Consider the following 18,882-nt stretch of genomic DNA (forward strand, 5'->3'; position numbering starts at 1 on the left):
CCTTTTCTTATTTATAAATAGTGGTTATTTACCATATTTAATTGAAGCCTGTGCAGCAGCAAGTCTTGCAATAGGAACCCTGAAAGGAGAGCAGCTTACATATGTTAAGCCTGCCTTGAAACAGAATTCTACTGATGCAGGATCACCGCCCTGTTCACCGCAGATACCAACTTTAAGATCCGGTCTGGTTGCGCGACCTTTCTCAACTGCCATCTTGATAAGCTGTCCAACGCCATCCTGATCAATTGTCTGGAATGGATCAGAAGCAAGAATTTTCTTGTCAAGATAATCATGAAGGAATCCGCCTGTATCATCACGGCTGAATCCGAATGTCATCTGAGTAAGGTCGTTTGTACCGAATGAGAAGAACTCAGCGGTTTTCGCCATACGGTCAGCGAGCAGACATGCACGTGGAATTTCGATCATAGTTCCGTATTTGCATGAGATCTCTTTTACACCGAATTTAGCGCAAACTTCTGCATATACTTTGTCATATACTTTCTTTGTATAGTCAAGTTCTGCAACTTCGCAGGTAACAGGAACCATTAATTCAGGATAAGGTTTCTTACCTTCTTTAAGAAGTTCAACTGAAGACTCAAGCATTGCTCTGATCTGCATTTCAGTTACTTCAGGGAAAGTAATACCAAGACGTACTCCGCGGTGTCCCATCATCGGGTTTGATTCGTGAAGTGCTTCGCCACGTTTTGCAACGTCTTCTTTTTTAATTCCAAGTGCTTTTGCAAGCTCTTCCTGTTTCTCTGCACCCTGTGGTACAAACTCATGAAGAGGCGGATCAAGAAGCCTGAATGTTACAGGAAGTCCGTCCATAGCAGCCATAGTGGCTTTCATATCTTTCTTAACAAATGAGAACAGTTCGTCGAGTGCTTTACGGCGCTCTGTTTCGTTTGCGCTGAGAATCATCTTACGGAGAAGGAAAAGAGGCTGCTCTGAACCTTTACCATAGAACATATGCTCTGTACGGAAAAGTCCGATACCTTCGGCACCGTAGCTGCGTGCTATTAATGCATCTTCAGGTGTTTCAGCGTTTGTACGGACACCCATTTTACGGAATTTGTCAACAATCGACATGAATTCCTTGAAACGCGGGTTTTCAGAAGCATCCATAAGTGTAAGAGCTCCAATATATACGAAACCTTTTGTTCCGTTGAGTGTAAGGAAGTCACCTTCTTTAATAACTACATCAGAACCTGATATTTTGCAGATTTTCTTTCCAGCATCAACATGAAGAGCACCGGCACCTACAATACAGCATTTACCCCATCCGCGTGCAACAAGTGCAGCATGTGAAGTCATACCACCGCGGGCGGTAAGGATACCTTCTGCAGCGCGCATACCTTCAACGTCTTCAGGATTAGTCTCTTCACGGAGAAGAATAACTTTTTCACCTTTACGGAACCATGCAACTGCATCTTCAGCATTGAATACCACTCTACCTACAGCAGCACCCGGACCAGCGGGAAGACCTTTAACTGCAGGTGTATGTTTTTTCTCAACAGCCGGGTCGCAAATCGGGTGCAGAAGCTCATCGAGCTGTGCAGGATCTACGCGCATAACAGCAGTTTTCTCTTCAATAAGTTTTTCATGAAGCATGTCCATCGCCATGTTAAGGGCTGCGGTACCGGTTCTCTTACCAGCACGGCACTGTAACATATAAAGTACACCTTCCTGAATTGTGAATTCTATATCAAGCATGTCGCGGAACGACTTCTCAAGTATATTGCGGATATCCCATAGTTCTTTGTAAGTACCTGGCATAGCTTCCTGCATACTGTGAAGATGTCTGTTCTGATCATTTTTTGTGTCATCGTTAAGCGGACTCGGGGTACGGATACCTGCTACAACGTCTTCGCCCTGTGCATTCACAAGCCATTCGCCATAGAAAAGGTTCTCACCGGTTGCAGGGTTACGTGTGAAAGCAACACCTGTGGCTGATGTATCGCCCATGTTACCGAATACCATTGCCTGAACGTTAACAGCTGTTCCCCAATCATCAGGAATACCTTCAATACGACGGTATGATACAGCTTTCTTACCGTTCCAGCTCTTGAATACAGCTTTGATTGAACCTTCAAGCTGTTCTTTTGCATCGTCGGGGAAAGGTTTGCCGAGGGCTTTTAATACTATAGCCTTGAATTCTTCAGCAAGAGTCTTAAGTTCTTCTGCTGAAATCTCAGTGTCGGACTTGTATCCTTTATGTTTTTTAAATTCATCAAGTTTCTCATCAAGCTGCTTACGTATTCCTTTACCTTCGCCAAGATCAATACCTTCAGCTTTTTCCATTACGACGTCAGCGTACATCATAATAAGACGACGGTATGAGTCATAAACAAAACGTGGATTGTTTGTTTTTTTCAGGAAACCGGGAATCGTAGCTGAACAAAGTCCGATGTTAAGAACTGTATCCATCATACCAGGCATAGAGCTGCGGGCACCTGAACGGCATGATACAAGTAATGCATTCTCAGCATCACCATATTTCATGTTCATAGCCTCTTCAGTTTTCTTCATCGCTGCCCATACTTCAGGCATCAGTTCTTTAGGAAGAGTACAATCATTCTTGTAGTACTCATTACAGGCTTCGGTAGTGATTGTAAAACCAGCTGGTACCGGCAGACCAAGCAGGCACATTTCTGCAAGGTTGGCGCCTTTACCTCCGAGAAGGTTTTTCATATCAGCTTTACCCTCTGCAGATTTCTTTCCAAAGGAGTAGACTCTTTTAACTTGTGACATAATTTTTATTGATTTGAGATAAATTAAATTATTGATTTTGCAAAATAAGTCGCAAAGTTAATGATTTAAATTGAATTTCAGAAATGGGTTGAAATGATAACTTTTTTTAACATTTGGATCATCTTTTTAAAATGACTTTTGCCCATTATTTTTTTGCCCCTAAATCCCCTAAAGGGGACTTCTAAAACCGGCCAACTCCCCCTTTAGGGGGCTGGGGGGCGGTGGCTGGGCTCACGCCCTCGGATGAAACATAATAAGCGTATCCCTCAGATAACTCCTTTCAATATGAGTATAAATCTCGGTGGTAAGTATCGACTCATGTCCAAGCATCTCCTGTACTGCCCTCAGATCAGCCCCTGCCTCAATCATATGTGTGGCAAAAGAGTGCCTGAAGGTGTGAGGACTAATATTCTTCCTTATTCCGGCTTTCGCTGCCAGATCCTTGATTATTGTGAAAATCATGGCTCTTGTAAGTTTTGATCCGCGCCTGTTGAGAAAAAGCACGTTCTGATCCTTAATTACTGTCAGGGCATTCCTGTCCTGTTTGTATATATCAATCTCTTTCAATGCTTTGCCGCTCACAGGTACAAGCCTCTGCTTATTTCCTTTTCCTGTTACTATTACATATCCCTCGCCATAATGTATGTCGGTGAGACGCAGATTTACAAGCTCTGATACACGCAGCCCGCATCCGTAGAGCGTTTCGATTATGGCCTTATTTCTGTGACCGTCAGGTTTGCTCAGGTCGATGGCATCAATCATAAGGTCAATCTCAATAACAGAGAGGATCTCAGGAAGTTTCAGTCCTATCTTCGGCGATTCAATCAGGGTGGCAGGATTCTCTTCTATCTCCCCCTCAATAAGCAGGAATCTGTAAAACGCCCTGATCCCTGAAAGCACTCTCGACTGTGTCCTGGAGTTTTTATTATCTTCTCCATACCATATAAGGAATTCCTTAAGATCTGAGTATGATACTGCTGCCGGAGTGATTCCTGTTTTGGTTTCAGTAAAATATTTCTCAAGCTTTGAGACATCATTCATATAAGCATCAACACTGTTTTCCGACAAAGATTTTTCAAGCCGGAGGTATGTTTCAAAATTCCTGAATGATTGTTTCCAGTTCAGACTCATTCTTTGTCGATTTATAATAACAAAGTAACACAAACTTACAGAACCTTCTTAAGTTGTCTCCCTTAAATATTTTTTGTCTATTTTTACCGTTATTTAAAAAAAGTTTGCCTTTAAAATTACGATAGCTGTAGTAAATTCATTATCAGATGAAAATATTAATTATTAACGGACCAAATCTCAATCTTCTGGGCAGGAGAGAACCGGAGAAATATGGTCATTCTTCATTCGAGGAATATCTCGTGGTGCTGAAAGAACGTTTTCCTTTTATAATTATTGATTATTTCCAGTCAAACGTTGAGGGTGAAATTATTAATGAAATACATAAGGTAGGTTTTTCATACAACGGAATAATCCTTAATGCCGGAGGCTATACTCATACTTCAGTAGCCATTACCGATGCAATTGCTTCTGTCAAAACTGCAGTAATAGAAGTACATATAACTAATATAGCAGCCCGCGAGGACTTCAGAAAAACAAGTCTTATCGGAATGAAGTGTGCCGGAAGTATCTCGGGTTTTGGTCTTGACAGCTACAGACTTGCCGTTGAAGCATTAATTGAAATGAATAACAATAAGAAAATTTAATATATGAACAGAAAAAGAACAAAGGTTGTAGCAACTATTTCCGATAAGAACTGTGACGTAACTTTTATAAAAGAGCTCTATGAAGCAGGAATGGATGTTATAAGGATTAATTCGGCACATCTGAGTATCGAAGGAGCACTTAAAATTATAAAAAACACACGCGAAGTATCTGACAACATAGCAATTCTTCTCGACACAAAAGGCCCGGAGATTAGGACAACAATATGTGATGCACCAATTGAGCTTAAAAAAGGCAATAAGATAAATCTGATCGGCGATCCTGATAAAAAGAGTTCAAACGAAGGAATTCATGTCAGCTACAGGACTTTTTCATCAGATATTCCTCTTGGTTCTGTTATATTGATAGATGATGGTGAGCTTGAACTGAAGGTTCTTAAAAAACATGGAAATGCACTTGAGTGTCTGATCGAGAATGACGGAACTCTGGGTTCGCGAAAAAGTGTTAACATTCCGGGAGCAAAAATCAATCTGCCTTCACTTACAGATAAGGACAGGGCTTTCCTTGAGATGGCAGCAAATAACGGTGTTGACTTCATTGCCCATTCATTTGTCCGTTCAAAACAGGATGTGCTTGATGTTAAGGAAGTTCTGAAGCAGCATAACAGTGAAATAAAAATCATTGCCAAGATTGAGAATCAGGAAGGGGTGGATAACCTTGATGATATCCTCGATAATGTTTACGGCATAATGGTTGCCAGGGGTGATCTTGCCATTGAGATCCCTTATGAAAAGATCCCCGGTATTCAGAAAATGATAATCAATAAATGTATCATCAGCAGAAAACCGGTAATTGTCGCTACCCAGATGCTTCATTCAATGATTAACAATCCCCGGCCAACAAGGGCGGAGGTTAGCGATATAGCAAGTGCCATTTATTCCCAGACCGATGCCATAATGCTGAGCGGCGAGACAGCGAATGGCAAATACCCTGTTGAATCGGTAAAAACAATGACAAAGGTTGCTCTGGAGGTGGAAAAGAATAAAGAGAAGTTTCTTGATATACCTTATCTTAATGTTACAGGCGAAATATCTGCATATCTGGCAAAAGTCGCGGTTAAAACTGCATTCAGAATAGGCGCAAGGGGAATTATTGCCGACACAACCGGGGGAAGAACTATCAGGGATATGGCTTCCTATCGCGGAATTAACCTGATTCTTGCACAGTGCTACTCTAAGAATACAATGAGGGAAATGGCTTTGTCGTATGGAGTTTATGCCAGTTACCAGGAGCGTAAATCTTCTGTTGATGAGTTTATACATATTGCTTTGAAGAACCTTGTTAAGACTCATAATCTGAATAAGGACGATATTATTGTAGTGCTTGCAGGTAATTTTTCAGGAGGTTCCGGTTTCTCATTTATTGAAGTCGGATCGGTACAGTATCTTAAGGACCGTGTAAACATTACTGATTAATGAAGAATTGGTCTGATTTTTGAGGATTTATTCATGACTGAATATGAAAATGTATGCTTAAGCTTTTGTTCTTTTCAGTATGGATCACTTTTCATCCGGTTCATGTTACTCTGACCAGTATCGAATATGTTCCTGAGACAGTAGATTTTAAGATGTTTGTCAGGATGTATTTCGACGATTTTCTGGTTGATTGCAGGATGAATGGTTCCCTGATTAAGGATGAAAAGTTTTCAGGTGATAATCCAGCCTCTGTTGAGATTCTGGAAAAATATATTAATGATAAAATTGTTCTGAGAGTTAACGAAAAACAATTGGTTGCCAGATTGCAGAACCTGAATGTAGCAGATAATGAGATCAGTATGAATCTTTCTTACAGAAACAGTAAAAAGCCGAGAACAGTGACTGTGAAAAACCTGATTATGACAGGTCTCTATTCAGATCAGGCTAATATGCTGGTTGTCAGGATAAATGATTTTGAAGAGGGAGTTAAGCTTACTCCTGATTTAACTGAAAAGACTTTTAAAATAAAATAAATTCAGCGTGAAAAATTCCATTCCATACAAATATTTTCTTACACTACTCTTATCCTTCTGTTTTGTAAGCACATATGCTACACATAACCGTGCAGGTGAAATAACCTATGTCCAGCTTTCTGATCTCTCTTATGAAATAACAATAACCACTTTTACTTATACACTTAGTTTTGCCGACAGGGATAAACTTGATGTGGAATGGGGCGATAATACAACTTCAATTGCGCCAAGGGTAAGCAAAGTTATTCTCCCTAACCTTTATCAGAAAAATATTTACAAAATAGTCCATACTTATCCCGGACCAAGTGTTTATAAAATTGTTGTACAGGATCCTAACAGGAATGCCGGTGTAAAGAATATTCCAAATTCAGTGAATGTTGTTTTTTCAATGTCAACATTACTCATTGTTAATCCGGCAATGGGACGAAACAGCACTCCGGTGCTCTTAAATCCGCCGTACGATAAAGCTGCTTTCGGATATGTCTTTATTCACAATCCTGCTGCCTACGATCCCGACGGGGATAGTCTGTCATATCAGATGACTGTTTGTACAAGGGAAGATGGAAAGCCGATTGAAAACTATACACTTCCTCCGGCAACAAAATCAATAAGGGTAGATTCCATTTCGGGTGACCTGATCTGGGACACTCCAGCCGATACCGGTAAGTTCAATGTTGCTATGGAGATTCAGGAATGGCGTAATGGTAAAAAAATCGGAGCAGTTGTAAGGGACATGCAGATTGAGGTATATAATACTGATAATAAGCCACCTGTTAACAGCACTCTCAGAGATTATTGCGTAGAGGCAGGTCAAATGGTGGATTTTATATTCTCTGCGACAGATGCAAATCTTGATAAAATAGGGTTAATGGCAACATCAGGTATCTTTAAGCTTGGGTCATGCCCTGCAACATTTACCAAAATTGATTCAGTTGCAGGTTTTGCTTCTTCCCATTTTCAATGGACACCATGCCATGATGCTGTCAGAAACCAGCCATATGATGTTATTTTCAAATCGGACGATTACAATACCGAGCTCAAATTATCCGACATCGATAATATGAAGATTAAGGTTCTGGGTCCCTCACCAAAGATAATAAACGCAGTACCGGAAGGTAAGCTCATAAGACTTACATGGCAGAATTACGGAACGAATGTAATTTCAGGATTCAGCATTTACAGAAGGGAAGGGGCAACTACATTTGAACCTGATTCATGTACTTCAGGGGTACCATCTTCTACCGGTTTCGTTAAGGTAGGTTATATCGGAGGCAGTTCAACTACTTCATATTCTGATACAGATAATGGACAGGGTCTGCAATTTGGTAAAGAGTACGTTTACAGGATAGTTGCTGTTTATCCGAATGGAACTGAAAGTAAAGCATCGAACGAGATTAAGTCATCACTTATTTCTGGTTTAGTATTAATTAAAAATGTTAGTGTCAGTACCACCAACCCTCTGAACGGATCTGTTTATTTAGCATGGCAGAAACCTGATACTTTACTTACCGGCGGACCTTTCAGATATATGATTTATAGAGCTGAAGGTATTACTGCTACGAATTATACTCCAATTCCATCGTTGCCAACTTTAACTCTTAACGATACTATCTATACCGATACTTTGATTAATACTCAGTCAAAAGCTTACATTTATAAAATTGAGATATTGAATAATGAAAATCCTATCCCTGAACCTTCAATTGCTTCATCACTGCTTTTGAGTGTTGAGCCAGGTGACAGGAAGGCAAGACTCACTATAAGCCGTAATGTTCCATGGATAAATACTAGATACGATGTTTACAGATTGAATGAAGTAACATTGGTTTATGATTCAGTTGGTACTACTAACCTGTTGACATTTGTTGATAACGGACTTGAGAACGGGAAACAATACTGTTATAAAGTAAAATCAGTTGGTGAGTATATGGGTGAGAGTATGCCAAAGAATCTTATTAACTATTCTGAAATTGCCTGTACAACTCCGGTAGATAATGAGCCGCCGTGTACTCCATTGATTGATGTTAAAACCCAGTGCGACAGTCTGTATAACAAAATTTCCTGGTCGTTTTCAGATCCTCTTTGTATCGGCGATGTGGCTGGGTACAGACTATATTATAAGATGACTTCACAGGAAAACCTTACTCTTCTGGCTGATCTTCCGGATAAGCTTATACAATCTTATAAGCATTTTCCCGGTGAGGTTGTAGCCGGTTGTTATGCTGTATCTGCATATGATTCCAAAGGTAATGAGGGACTTAAATCAGTAATGGTTTGTATCGACTCCTGTAATTTTTATGAGATTCCTAATGTGTTCACACCTAATGGTGATGATATAAACGACAGGCTTGTTGCCAAGACATCAGGACTGGTTGAGAAAATTGATTTTTCGTTGTTTAACAGGAATGGATTATTATTATTCCGAACTGAGGAGCCAAAGATAAACTGGGATGGAACGTACAAAGGAAAGATTGTCTCTCCCGGAGTATATTTCTATCAGTGCGATGTGTTCGAAAGACGAATAACCGGACTGGAGCAATTCCATCTTTCAGGTTTTGTACATGTAATTACTGAAGCTGATGCAAAACCGATATTAACGAAATGATTCTGAATCCTGATTCAAAATGAAGAAGATTATTAACCTTATATTCCTGCTTATTCTGTCAGTTGCTGTGAGTGGCCAGCAGGTTGTTGATTATTTGCTTAAAGCAAGGGCAGCTGAGTCAGAGGGAAGGCCAGAGATAGCTATAGGTTATCTTAATAAAGCAGTTGAAGAAATGAAGGATAGCCGGCTCTACACCGAACGGGCAGCTGCAAATATCTTAAAAGGTGATTATTCTGATGCTATAAACGACTATAACAACGCTAACAAATTGTCTCCAAATTCCGGCGATTATGGACTTGCCAGGATCTATGCAATAAAAGGTGATGCCAAAACTGCGTTGTATCATCTCGAACTGAGCATGAAATCGGCTTACAGGAAGAAGGAAAAAGAAATAATGCTCGATCCGGCTTTTACAGGTATTGAAAACAGGCCTGAATGGCGTCTGTTCTGGCAAAAGGACTGGTATTCAGATGTCGAGGAGGGAATAGCCGAGATTGAATATTCTCTCACCTTACATAAAACTGATGAATCAGCTGCAATTCTCTCAGAGCTGAAAAAGGAGTATCCCGGTAATGATGAATTGATTTATGCCGATGCCTTAATTAGCCTTTCATCGGGAAAAAATCAGGATGCTGTTAATAAATTAACAGTGCTGTTGAAGAGTAATCCGGGGAATGAAAAATATCTTCGCCTGCTTGCAAAAGCACAGTTTTCTGGTTCAAATCCTTCAGGTGCTTCCATTACTTATTCTCAGCTCATCGATGCGGACGTTGCTGATGCTGAATTATTTGTCCTTAGGGCAGGCTGTTATATGAAAACAGGCGAGAATGATAAAGCACTTTCAGATCTCAGGAAATATCTCATTTATTATCCGGCCGACAAGACAGCATTAAGTATGGCAGGTAAAGCCGAATCAGCATCGGGTGATAATCTGAATGCACTTAAGTATTTCTCGGAAAATCTTAAGCTCCATCCCAATGATGCAGAGTGTTATATCGACAGGGCAAATTCCTACTTTGTTTCGAAATCATGGGAATGGGCAATCAATGACTACGCAATGTCGCTCGACCTGAATCCGGGTAATCCCGATGCCTGGCTCAATAAGGGAATATCACTTCTCAACTCAGGTAAGTCTGATGATGCCTGTCACGATTTCAGAAAATCATTCAGCATGGGAAACAAGAAAGCATCGGAATATATCAGCAAGTTTTGCATAAAATAGCGTATAGCGTATAGCGTAAAGTATGGATCTCTACGCTCTACGCTTTACGCTTTACGCTTTACGCTTTACGCTTTACGCTTTACGCTTCTGTGCCCTGTGCCCTCACCTTATATGCTTCCTGATCCTGTCAAACAGATCATGTGGTTTGAAGGGTTTCAGAACATAGTCATTAATCTTCAGATCATCGATCTTGTCGTGACTTTCCGACATTATAGCTGCAGTGAGAGCAACAATAGGTATGTTTTTTATTTTGGGGATTTCAGAATTCCGAATAATCCTAGTTGCCTCTATACCATCCATTACAGGCATATGCAAGTCCATAAGGATCAGATCGTAATCGTTTTTTTCCAGCTCATCCAGAGCAAGCTGTCCGTTTTCTGCATGAGTTACCTTTATGCCCCACCCGACGAGGAATTTATTGGCTACAAAGAAGTTTATCTTGTTATCCTCTGCAACAAGGATCCTTTTTCCCTCAAGCCCGGAATAGTTTTCAATCACATCGGCAGTCTGAGCTTTTCCGGATTTTTCCGGGACCCCCAGTTTGATAATAAATCTGAAAGTGGATCCTTTATCAGGTTCACTTTCAAGAGTTATAGTACCACCCTGTAATTCAATTAGTTTCTTGCATATAGCCAAGCCAAGACCTGTCCCTCCGAAATGCCTTGTGGTATCAGGCGATGCCTGTGTGAAACTGTCGAATACCATAGAGTGTTTATCTCTGGGGATCCCGATACCTGTATCTGTTACAGCAAACTCGATTTTTGACTGATTCCCTTTGCGTTCCAGCTCATTTAAGGTTACGGTTATACTGCCTGCATTGGTGAATTTGAGTGCGTTTGAAAGAAGGTTAGATAGTATCTGATTCAGTCTAATCGGATCTCCGATAACTTCAACCGGAACATTGTCCTCTTTCTTAATCGCAAAATTCAGATGTTTTGCTTTGGATCTGAAAGAGTAGGATCTCATTATCTCATCAAGAAAATCACTGAGGTTGAACTGTGTCTGTTCAAATACTATCTTTCCCGATTCCATTTTATTGTAATCGAGTACATCGTTTACAAGTGTCAGAAGATGGTTACCTGAAAATTTCAGTGTTTTAATAAAGTCCATCTGATCTTCTCTGGGATTTCCCTGCAGAAGAAGGTTTGTTATTCCAATCACCTCATTCAGAGGTGTTCTGATCTCATGGCTCATAGTCGACATGAAGATCTGTTTGGATTGAGCAGCCTCTTCAGCTTTTTGTCTGGCTGTTATGAGATTATCCAGCATCATTCTTCTCTGAAGTGCAATTGCTATCTGATTGGCAATAAAATCAAGCACATAAAGGTCATCCTGAGAAAACTTGTTTTCATCATTATAATCCTGAAGGCACATCACCCCGATAATGCTATTCTCTACCTTCAGAGGAACACCCATCCATACTTTGCATGGAGTACCGACAAGCTCAATTTCACCCGCTTCTTCAAGGACTTTTAGGTCGCTCTCTTTCAGAAGTACCGATTTATCCTTATGTATTACCCAGCCGGTAATTGTACTCTTTGTCGGTATTTCGTAGAAGTTGTCCTTCTCATCTGCAAAGAAAGGCAGTGATAATGTTTCAGATGCATTGTCGTAAAGGGCAATAAAGAAATTATTGGTATCCCATATCTTTCCTAACTCATTGACTATTATAGGATATATCTCCTTTATGTCGTACTGTTTCAGTGCAGCTGTTGAGATATTATAAAGTATTTCCTGTACAAGCTGCCCTTTTCTTTCAGATGTTATATCCCTGTATATTCCTAGGTGGGCTACAACCTCATTATTGATTATAATAGATGTTGCTACAAGAGAAACATGGATCTGGTTTCCTGATTTGTTTTTTCTGACAGTTTGTATGACATTGCTTTTATTCAGGGAGGCATTTCTGTCTATTTCCCTTGCTTCATCTAATAGATTATCAGGAACAACAAGGTCGTTTACGTTTTTATTAACGGCTTCTTCAGGAGTAAAACCGAAAAGATTGGTAAACTCTCTGTTTACCATCGATATTATCCCTGAAGCACTTGTGATTGCTATTGCTGCCGGAGTTGAGTTATACAGATGTTCCAGAAAAGCTTTCTCCCGGATGATCTGATTCTCATACTCTTTTTGCTTGCTGATATCGGTAACAACGCCTCTGTAGGCAATTATTTTATCATTCAGGAAAGTTGCAAATGAGTGTGTTACAATCGGTACTTTTGAACCATCCTTTCTCCGGGCTATATACTCATTGCTTGAAGTGGCTTGAGGAGATTTCAGCGACTTCAGATTTTCTATCATCTGAAGATAACTGTCAGGGAACAGTTCTGAAATGTGTACACCTTTCTCAATGTCGCTCTTTGTATACCCGAAAAAATCCATCCCGCGCTTGTTCCCATATAATACTCTTCCTGTGACGTCTACCTCATAGATCATCTCCGGAAGCATCTCAGCAACCTTCTCAAAAACAATTCCCTGTTTGTAAAAGTCATCAAGGTTCTTCTGCTTATTTCCCGGTTCCCAGGTTATTACGATATTTCCGGATGTGAGAGGAAATCCCATGTAGTAACCTTCGGTATCGTCACCGCTTTCGGATGCAGACAGCTTATGAGCTTCTCCTGTTATCCTTATGTGATTAAGGAGTTCGACAAGTTTAACCCGGTGTATCAGGGTAGTCTCTTCAATACATTTGCCAATGACATCATCTTTCCTTACAAATTCAACAGCTTCAACCTTATTGTTCAGATCGATTATGTAAAGCTTGTTATCTTCTCCAATACTGTATAATGCCAGATAACTGCTTACTGTTTCAAAAATTTCATCAAGAACACTTCCCTGACTCTCTTTTATTTTTTTGTTTTTAGTGCTCTCTACTTCATTGTATACAGTTAAAAGATAAACTTCATCGTTGAGCGTAATAGTTTCTGCAGAGAAGAGGTACTGTTTTTCCTGTCCTGTTTTTGATTTAAGTGTTACCGGATAAGACTTGATCTTCTTTAGCCTTGATATTAGTTTGATATATTTATTACTCTCTTCAAAATCAGTAAATATCTGGATGTCATCGGAGGTATGCCCTATAATTTCTTCTTTATTGTAGCCCAGTGCATTAAGAAATGCCTCGTTAACATCCACATACTGACCTGTATCAAGTTTACTTACAGCCATCAGATACGATGCAGAATGAAAAAAACTAAAAGCCATATCTCTGCTCAGAGAATCTCTTCCCGGATTATTTATCCGTAACTCAGCCAGCTCCTTTTCGAGCTTCTGTTTTTCGAGCAGCAAATCCTCATATTTGGCTTTAAAATCCATCTCTGTGCACCTTTGAATTACTTTTTAAAAGTAACAAATATTGATTTAAATACTGATTATTGATTATTTATTTATCAGTTTTATTGAAAATTTATTTCATTTTTATTGTTTCACCATAATATTTGCAGAATTCAGTGAGGCCGCACTGGCTGCAGAGTGGTTTTCTGGCTTTGCAGACATATCTTCCATGCAGTATCAGCCAGTGATGTGCCTTATGCATCAGGTTATCGGGGATATTGGCTGAAAGCTGTTCCTCAACCTGTAAAGGAGTTTTTGCTTTTGTTGCAAGTCCTATCCTGTTAGCTACTCTGAAAACATGTGTATCGACGGCCATTACCGGTTTACTGAATACAACAGACGCAATAACATTTGCTGTTTTTCTTCCAACCCCTGGGAGTTGCTGCAGTAATTCAGTATCAGAAGGCACATTTCCTCCGAACTTTTCTGTCAGCATCCTCGACATTCCCAGTAAATGTTTCGCCTTATTATTTGGATAGGAACATGATTTAATAAAGCTGAATATTTCTTCCTGAGTAGCTTCCGCCATTGAATAAGGATCGGGAAATCGTTTAATCAGAGCAGGGGTTATCTGGTTGACTCTCTTGTCGGTACACTGGGCTGAAAGAATTACGGCGACAATCAGTTCAAACGGATCACTGTATACAAGCTCAGTTTCTGCTTCAGGCCTGATAGTCTGGAAATATTCAATTGTTCTTTTAAATCTTTCCTTTATTGTCATTGCAGTTAAATATAATAGTGCTGTTAAGGTAACACTTTTTATCTTTGCGCCATATTGAATGATAACCATGATAAGTTACCTGCAGGCAGAAAATATTGGAAGAAGGATAGGAGATAATCTGCTATTTGAGAATATAAGTCTTAATATCAATAAAGATGATAAGGTAGCTCTTATTGCTGTTAACGGAGCAGGCAAATCATCTATGCTCGAGATACTTGCCGGCAACGAGAATCCAGATGGCGGGTCTCTGAGTATCAAAAGAGGCCTGCATATTGCCTATCTTAAGCAATCTCCAGATCTGAACGACTCAAATAAGATTATCGATGAACTATTTTCAACTGACAGTGAGCTTGTAAAGACTATCAGAGAATACGAAGAGTGCCTTATTTCAGGAAACCCGGAACAGCTGCAGGAGATGATACAAAGAATGGATGATCATAAAGCATGGGATTATGAAGTGGCTGTTAAACAGATACTTTTCAAACTTAAACTAACCGATCTGAATGCAGTTGTGGGTACACTTTCAGGTGGTCAGAAGAAAAGAGTGGCATTGGCCAAGGTACTTGTCGAAGACTCCGATCTTCTTATTCTTGATGAGCCTACCAACCACCTCGATCTTGATATGATAGAGTGGCTTGAAGAGTACCTTATGAAGTCGAAAAAAACACTTCTGATGGTGACTCACGACAGATATTTCCTCGACAGGGTTTGTAATGTTATACTCGAACTGTCTGATAATGATCTTTATAGGTATGAAGGTAACTATGAGTATTTTCTTGAGAAGAAGCAAAGCCGTGAATACTCGGCAAAAATAAATACCGAAAAAGCAAAGAACCTGCTGAAGACCGAACTGGAATGGATGCGACGTATGCCAAAAGCGCGCAGACATAAAGCGAAATCGAGGGTAGAGTCTTTTTACGAAATAAAGGAAAGGGCAGCCACGCGCACAGAGGAAAAAAGCATAAATATCAATGTCAATATTTCAAGGATGGGTGGCAAGATCCTCGAAATGAGAAATATAAGCAAATCATTCGGGGATAAAAAAGTAATTAACGATTTTACTTACCTCTTCAACAGGTTTGAGAAAGCGGGCCTCATTGGCCGTAACGGAACCGGGAAAACAACTCTGCTGAACATAATAACCGGACAAACTGAACCTGATAAGGGAACTGTTGAAAGAGGCGAGACCATTGTATTTGGTTATTACCGTCAGGAGGGTATGAACTTTGATGATGATATGACTGTAATTGATGCAGTGAAAAACATTGCAGAACAGGTAACTATAAGCGATGGTTCAGTCCTTTCAATAATGCAGTTTATGAACTATTTTCTCTTTCCTCCCGAGAAACAGTATACTCTCATAAGAAAATTGTCAGGAGGGGAGAAACGGCGCCTCTACCTTCTCACAGTACTCATGAGGAATCCCAATTTTCTGATTCTCGACGAACCGACTAATGATCTGGATATTCTTACCCTTAATGTTCTCGAGGAGTACCTGGCCGGATTCAAGGGCTGCGTGATTGTAGTTTCGCACGACAGATATTTTATGGATAAAGTCGTGGATCATATTTTCGAATATAAGGGTGATGGTGTAATTAAAGATTTCCCTGGTAACTATACTCAGCTAAGAGAAAAACAGTTGGATGCTGAAAAACTATCAACATCAGCCAAACAGGTTAAAGCGCAGGAAACTGATGTGAAAGAAGAGTCTAAGGTTAGGAAGGAAAAAAAGCCGGGACTCACATTCAAAGAGAAAAGGGAGTTTGAAATGTTATCGGCTGAAATTGAAACACTTGAATCTGAAAAAACGATTCTGGAGACGGAAATGAGTTATGGAAAACTGAATCCTGACGAGATATATGTGAAATCGTTGAGACATGGAGAAATACTAAAGATTCTTGATGAAAAGGAGATGAGATGGCTTGAACTGAGTGAAAAGTAACAGAATCGGATCAGTAATTTCCGTTTCCGGCATAGAATAAAGATGATTTTTTTAACTTTATCAATCAATATTATACGCAATTGGAGAGGATATTTGTAAATACTCCCGGCAGCAGATCAGAGATACTGGTTGGTCAAAACTGGGAATCTGTAAGGGAGATGCTGCCTGAAAGGGGAGTTGTTATCATAACCGATGATAATGTGAGAAACCTGTATGGCGACAAGTTCCCTGCTGTGCCTGTTTTCTCTGTCACCCCGGGGGAAGAGAGTAAAAAACTGTCAGTTATTGAAAACCTTGCTGCTATGATGCTCGACGCCGGAATAGACCGGTCGGGATTTATTCTGGCAGTGGGAGGAGGGGTTGTTTGTGATCTGGCCGGATTTCTTGCATCTGTATATATGCGTGGCATTGGATGCGGATATGTTTCAACAAGTTTGCTTTCACAGGTTGATGCCAGTACAGGTGGCAAGAACGGGGTTAACCTGGGAGGTACAAAAAATATGATCGGAGTTATCCGCCAGCCTGAGTTTGTTATCTGCGATACCGCAATGCTGGCTACGCTTTCTGAACAGGAGTATCTGTCGGGTCTCGCCGAGCTGATCAAAACAGCTATAATTGGTAATTCAGATCTTTTTGTAACTATTGAGAACAATTATAAAAAGATTATGGAGAGAGACACAAGCCTTCTTACATCTCTTGTTGCTATGTCGGTAAGGTTTAAAGCTGCAGTCGTCTCGGAGGATGAGAACGAAAGGGGTTTGCGGCGTATTCTTAATTTCGGTCATACATACGGACATGCAATTGAGATGTATATGTCTCTTAAACACGGGTTTGCAGTGGCATCAGGAATGGAGCTGGCAACTGAACTTTCATACGAAAAAGGGTATATTGGTAAGGATGTAAAGGAGAGGATTGTCGGTTTGTTAAACAGGTTTGGGCTTATTCAGAATCATAACCTGCCTGATGAAACCATTGAACAGCTTGTACTCCATGATAAGAAAAAATCAGGTTCTGAAATAAATTTTGTTTTCACTCAGGGCATCGGTGCAGCAGAAGTTAAGAAAGTACCTGTTAGTGAATTATTGGATTTTTACAGAAGACACAGAGATAAAAAGTAGCATTATGAATTCTTTCGGAGTTGTATTCAGAATTTCACTTTTTGGCGAGTCACACGGTCCTGCCATTGGCGTTGTAGTTGACGGATGTCCTCCCGGTTTACATCTGAGTCCGGAGAACTTTTTACAGGACCTTAAAAGACGGCAGAGCGGGAGCAGGGGGACAACAAAGCGACAGGAGCCTGACCTGCCTGAGATACTGAGTGGTGTACTGGATGGTATTACAACCGGTGCCCCCATAACTCTGATAACCAGAAACAGTGACAAGATTTCATCAGATTATGATGAGTTTAAAAATATACCCAGACCAGGGCATGCTGATTTTGTTTCAAGGGTTAAATATTCCGGGTATTCAGATATGAGGGGAAGCGGTCACTTTTCAGGAAGAATTACCTGGGGACTGGTTGCTGCCGGCGTGATTGCCAAAAAGATAGCCGGAGAATCGCTAATAGAAGCTAAACTCATATCTGCCGGTGGTTCGGAAAATATTGAAAAAGCTCTCGATGAAGCAATCGCATCGAATGATTCTATAGGTGGTATCATTGAATGCAGGGTAAAAACCCCACCTGTTGCAATTGGCGAGCCATTCTTTTACTCATTCGAATCAGCTGTAAGCCATATCGTTTTTTCAATTCCTGCTATTAAAGGGATTGAATTCGGGGCCGGTTTTGCCGCTGCCAAAATGAGGGGATCAGTTCATAACGATGCCTTTACTGACAGCTCCGGAAAGACTGCAACAAATAATGCCGGCGGAATAAATGGCGGGATTACAAACGGTAACGAAATAATCTTCAGGGTGGTTGTTAAACCTACTTCCTCAACCGGGGCAGAGCAGACAACTTTTAATTTTAAAGAAGGAAAGATGACTACTCTTAAGGTCAAGGGAAGGCATGATACCTGTATTGCTTTAAGGATGCCTGTTATCGTTGAAGCTGCAACAGCAGTGGCAATGGCTGATCTTATGCTTATCGACAGGGGAATTCATGGCTTGAGGTAGTGAAGTTTGTATAGGTTGACAATAGAATTGTCTCGGCTTCGCTCGATGAACGAAGATAAGGTTCGATGCGAATGTCTCCCTTCGACTCCGCTCAGGGAGCCACTTTAGCGAGCCCTGAGCGAAGTCGAAGGGCGAAATTACTCAGTTGAATTCTCCCCGTTCATCGAGCGAAGCCGAGATGAACTATCAGGGGCATTTCGAAAGTGTGTCTCGTTAGTACATTCTGATAATTTGTGAAGTTTATTGACTTCACCATTTATCAACGCTTCCTTCTTCTTCCTGCTCCAACCCTGTACTTGTTTCTCCCTATAAAATGCGTCGTCTATTCTATCAAACTCCTCATAATAAACCAACACTACAGGTAAGTGCTTTCTTGTAAAATTTGCTCCTTCTCCATTCTGATGTTCAGCCATCCTCTTGTCCAAATCAATTGTACTGCCTGTGTAATACAGGCCATTTGAACAGAGTAATATATACATGTAACCTTTCATCTCGTCTTCATTACCTCATTACTGCA

13 protein-coding genes are annotated in these 18,882 nt (G+C 40.4%); 8 read left to right on the forward strand and 5 right to left on the reverse strand.

What is annotated here, in order from left to right:
• Positions 1-24: 24 nt before the first annotated feature.
• Positions 25-2,751 (reverse strand): pyruvate, phosphate dikinase, encoded by a 2,727-nt coding sequence (locus tag IPJ16_09325; protein MBK7627374.1) that lies wholly within the window; start codon positions 2,749-2,751, stop codon positions 25-27.
• A 231-nt stretch (positions 2,752-2,982) separates the two neighbouring features.
• Entirely contained in the window at positions 2,983-3,882 is a 900-nt protein-coding gene (xerD, locus tag IPJ16_09330; protein MBK7627375.1) for a site-specific tyrosine recombinase XerD, read from the reverse strand.
• Between the two features lie 146 nt (positions 3,883-4,028).
• Here xerD and IPJ16_09335 point away from each other — a divergent pair, with 146 nt between their 5' ends.
• From IPJ16_09335 to IPJ16_09355, 5 genes are read left to right on the forward strand one after another with little or no spacing between them, the layout of a single operon-like run.
• On the forward strand, positions 4,029-4,466 hold the full coding sequence (locus IPJ16_09335) for a 3-dehydroquinate dehydratase (GenBank protein MBK7627376.1): 438 nt from the start codon (positions 4,029-4,031) through the stop codon (positions 4,464-4,466).
• A 3-nt stretch (positions 4,467-4,469) separates the two neighbouring features.
• The gene (gene pyk / locus IPJ16_09340; protein ID MBK7627377.1) at positions 4,470-5,900 is read left to right on the forward strand and encodes a pyruvate kinase; all 1,431 of its coding nucleotides are present in this window, start codon (positions 4,470-4,472) and stop codon (positions 5,898-5,900) included.
• 53 nt (positions 5,901-5,953) lie between these two features.
• Complete coding sequence (locus IPJ16_09345; protein MBK7627378.1) at positions 5,954-6,433, forward strand: hypothetical protein; 480 nt, start codon at positions 5,954-5,956, stop codon at positions 6,431-6,433.
• Positions 6,434-6,440: 7 nt separating this feature from the next.
• A complete protein-coding gene (locus IPJ16_09350) occupies positions 6,441-9,038 on the forward strand; it encodes a gliding motility-associated C-terminal domain-containing protein (GenBank protein MBK7627379.1) in 2,598 nt (865 codons plus the stop codon).
• Positions 9,039-9,057: 19 nt separating this feature from the next.
• Positions 9,058-10,260, forward strand: a complete 1,203-nt coding sequence (locus IPJ16_09355; GenBank protein MBK7627380.1) for a hypothetical protein — start codon at positions 9,058-9,060, stop codon at positions 10,258-10,260.
• Between the two features lie 102 nt (positions 10,261-10,362).
• On the opposite strand, the gene IPJ16_09360 is transcribed toward IPJ16_09355, so the two are convergent.
• Both IPJ16_09360 and nth read right to left on the reverse strand, forming a co-directional pair.
• Positions 10,363-13,572, reverse strand: coding sequence for a PAS domain S-box protein (locus tag IPJ16_09360; protein ID MBK7627381.1), 3,210 nt, complete (start codon positions 13,570-13,572; stop codon positions 10,363-10,365).
• Between the two features lie 91 nt (positions 13,573-13,663).
• Entirely contained in the window at positions 13,664-14,311 is a 648-nt protein-coding gene (gene nth / locus IPJ16_09365; GenBank protein ID MBK7627382.1) for an endonuclease III, read from the reverse strand.
• Positions 14,312-14,378: 67 nt separating this feature from the next.
• Here nth and IPJ16_09370 point away from each other — a divergent pair, with 67 nt between their 5' ends.
• From IPJ16_09370 to IPJ16_09380, 3 genes are all read left to right on the forward strand, one after another.
• The gene (locus IPJ16_09370) at positions 14,379-16,253 is read left to right on the forward strand and encodes an ABC-F family ATP-binding cassette domain-containing protein (protein MBK7627383.1); all 1,875 of its coding nucleotides are present in this window, start codon (positions 14,379-14,381) and stop codon (positions 16,251-16,253) included.
• 80 nt (positions 16,254-16,333) lie between these two features.
• Complete coding sequence (gene aroB, locus IPJ16_09375) at positions 16,334-17,371, forward strand: 3-dehydroquinate synthase (protein MBK7627384.1); 1,038 nt, start codon at positions 16,334-16,336, stop codon at positions 17,369-17,371.
• Between the two features lie 4 nt (positions 17,372-17,375).
• Entirely contained in the window at positions 17,376-18,365 is a 990-nt protein-coding gene (locus tag IPJ16_09380; GenBank protein ID MBK7627385.1) for a chorismate synthase, read from the forward strand.
• A gap of 137 nt (positions 18,366-18,502) precedes the next feature.
• On the opposite strand, the gene IPJ16_09385 is transcribed toward IPJ16_09380, so the two are convergent.
• Complete coding sequence (locus IPJ16_09385; GenBank protein ID MBK7627386.1) at positions 18,503-18,856, reverse strand: GIY-YIG nuclease family protein; 354 nt, start codon at positions 18,854-18,856, stop codon at positions 18,503-18,505.
• Positions 18,857-18,882: the final 26 nt, after the last annotated feature.

The organism is Bacteroidales bacterium (assembly GCA_016709865.1).
Classification (GTDB): domain Bacteria; phylum Bacteroidota; class Bacteroidia; order Bacteroidales; family VadinHA17; genus LD21.

What these genes read in the sequence shown, in the direction of transcription:
- IPJ16_09355 (MBK7627380.1), top strand. Translation starts at nt 9,058, where the DNA reads ATGAAGAAGATTATTAACCTTATATTCCTGCTTATTCTGTCAGTTGCT.
- nth (MBK7627382.1), bottom strand. Translation starts at nt 14,311, where the DNA reads ATGACAATAAAGGAAAGATTTAAAAGAACAATTGAATATTTCCAGACT.
- IPJ16_09380 (MBK7627385.1), top strand. Translation starts at nt 17,376, where the DNA reads ATGAATTCTTTCGGAGTTGTATTCAGAATTTCACTTTTTGGCGAGTCA.
- IPJ16_09370 (MBK7627383.1), top strand. Translation starts at nt 14,379, where the DNA reads ATGATAAGTTACCTGCAGGCAGAAAATATTGGAAGAAGGATAGGAGAT.
- IPJ16_09360 (MBK7627381.1), bottom strand. Translation starts at nt 13,572, where the DNA reads ATGGATTTTAAAGCCAAATATGAGGATTTGCTGCTCGAAAAACAGAAG.
- pyk (MBK7627377.1), top strand. Translation starts at nt 4,470, where the DNA reads ATGAACAGAAAAAGAACAAAGGTTGTAGCAACTATTTCCGATAAGAAC.
- IPJ16_09335 (MBK7627376.1), top strand. Translation starts at nt 4,029, where the DNA reads ATGAAAATATTAATTATTAACGGACCAAATCTCAATCTTCTGGGCAGG.
- xerD (MBK7627375.1), bottom strand. Translation starts at nt 3,882, where the DNA reads ATGAGTCTGAACTGGAAACAATCATTCAGGAATTTTGAAACATACCTC.
- IPJ16_09385 (MBK7627386.1), bottom strand. Translation starts at nt 18,856, where the DNA reads ATGAAAGGTTACATGTATATATTACTCTGTTCAAATGGCCTGTATTAC.
- IPJ16_09325 (MBK7627374.1), bottom strand. Translation starts at nt 2,751, where the DNA reads ATGTCACAAGTTAAAAGAGTCTACTCCTTTGGAAAGAAATCTGCAGAG.
- IPJ16_09345 (MBK7627378.1), top strand. Translation starts at nt 5,954, where the DNA reads ATGCTTAAGCTTTTGTTCTTTTCAGTATGGATCACTTTTCATCCGGTT.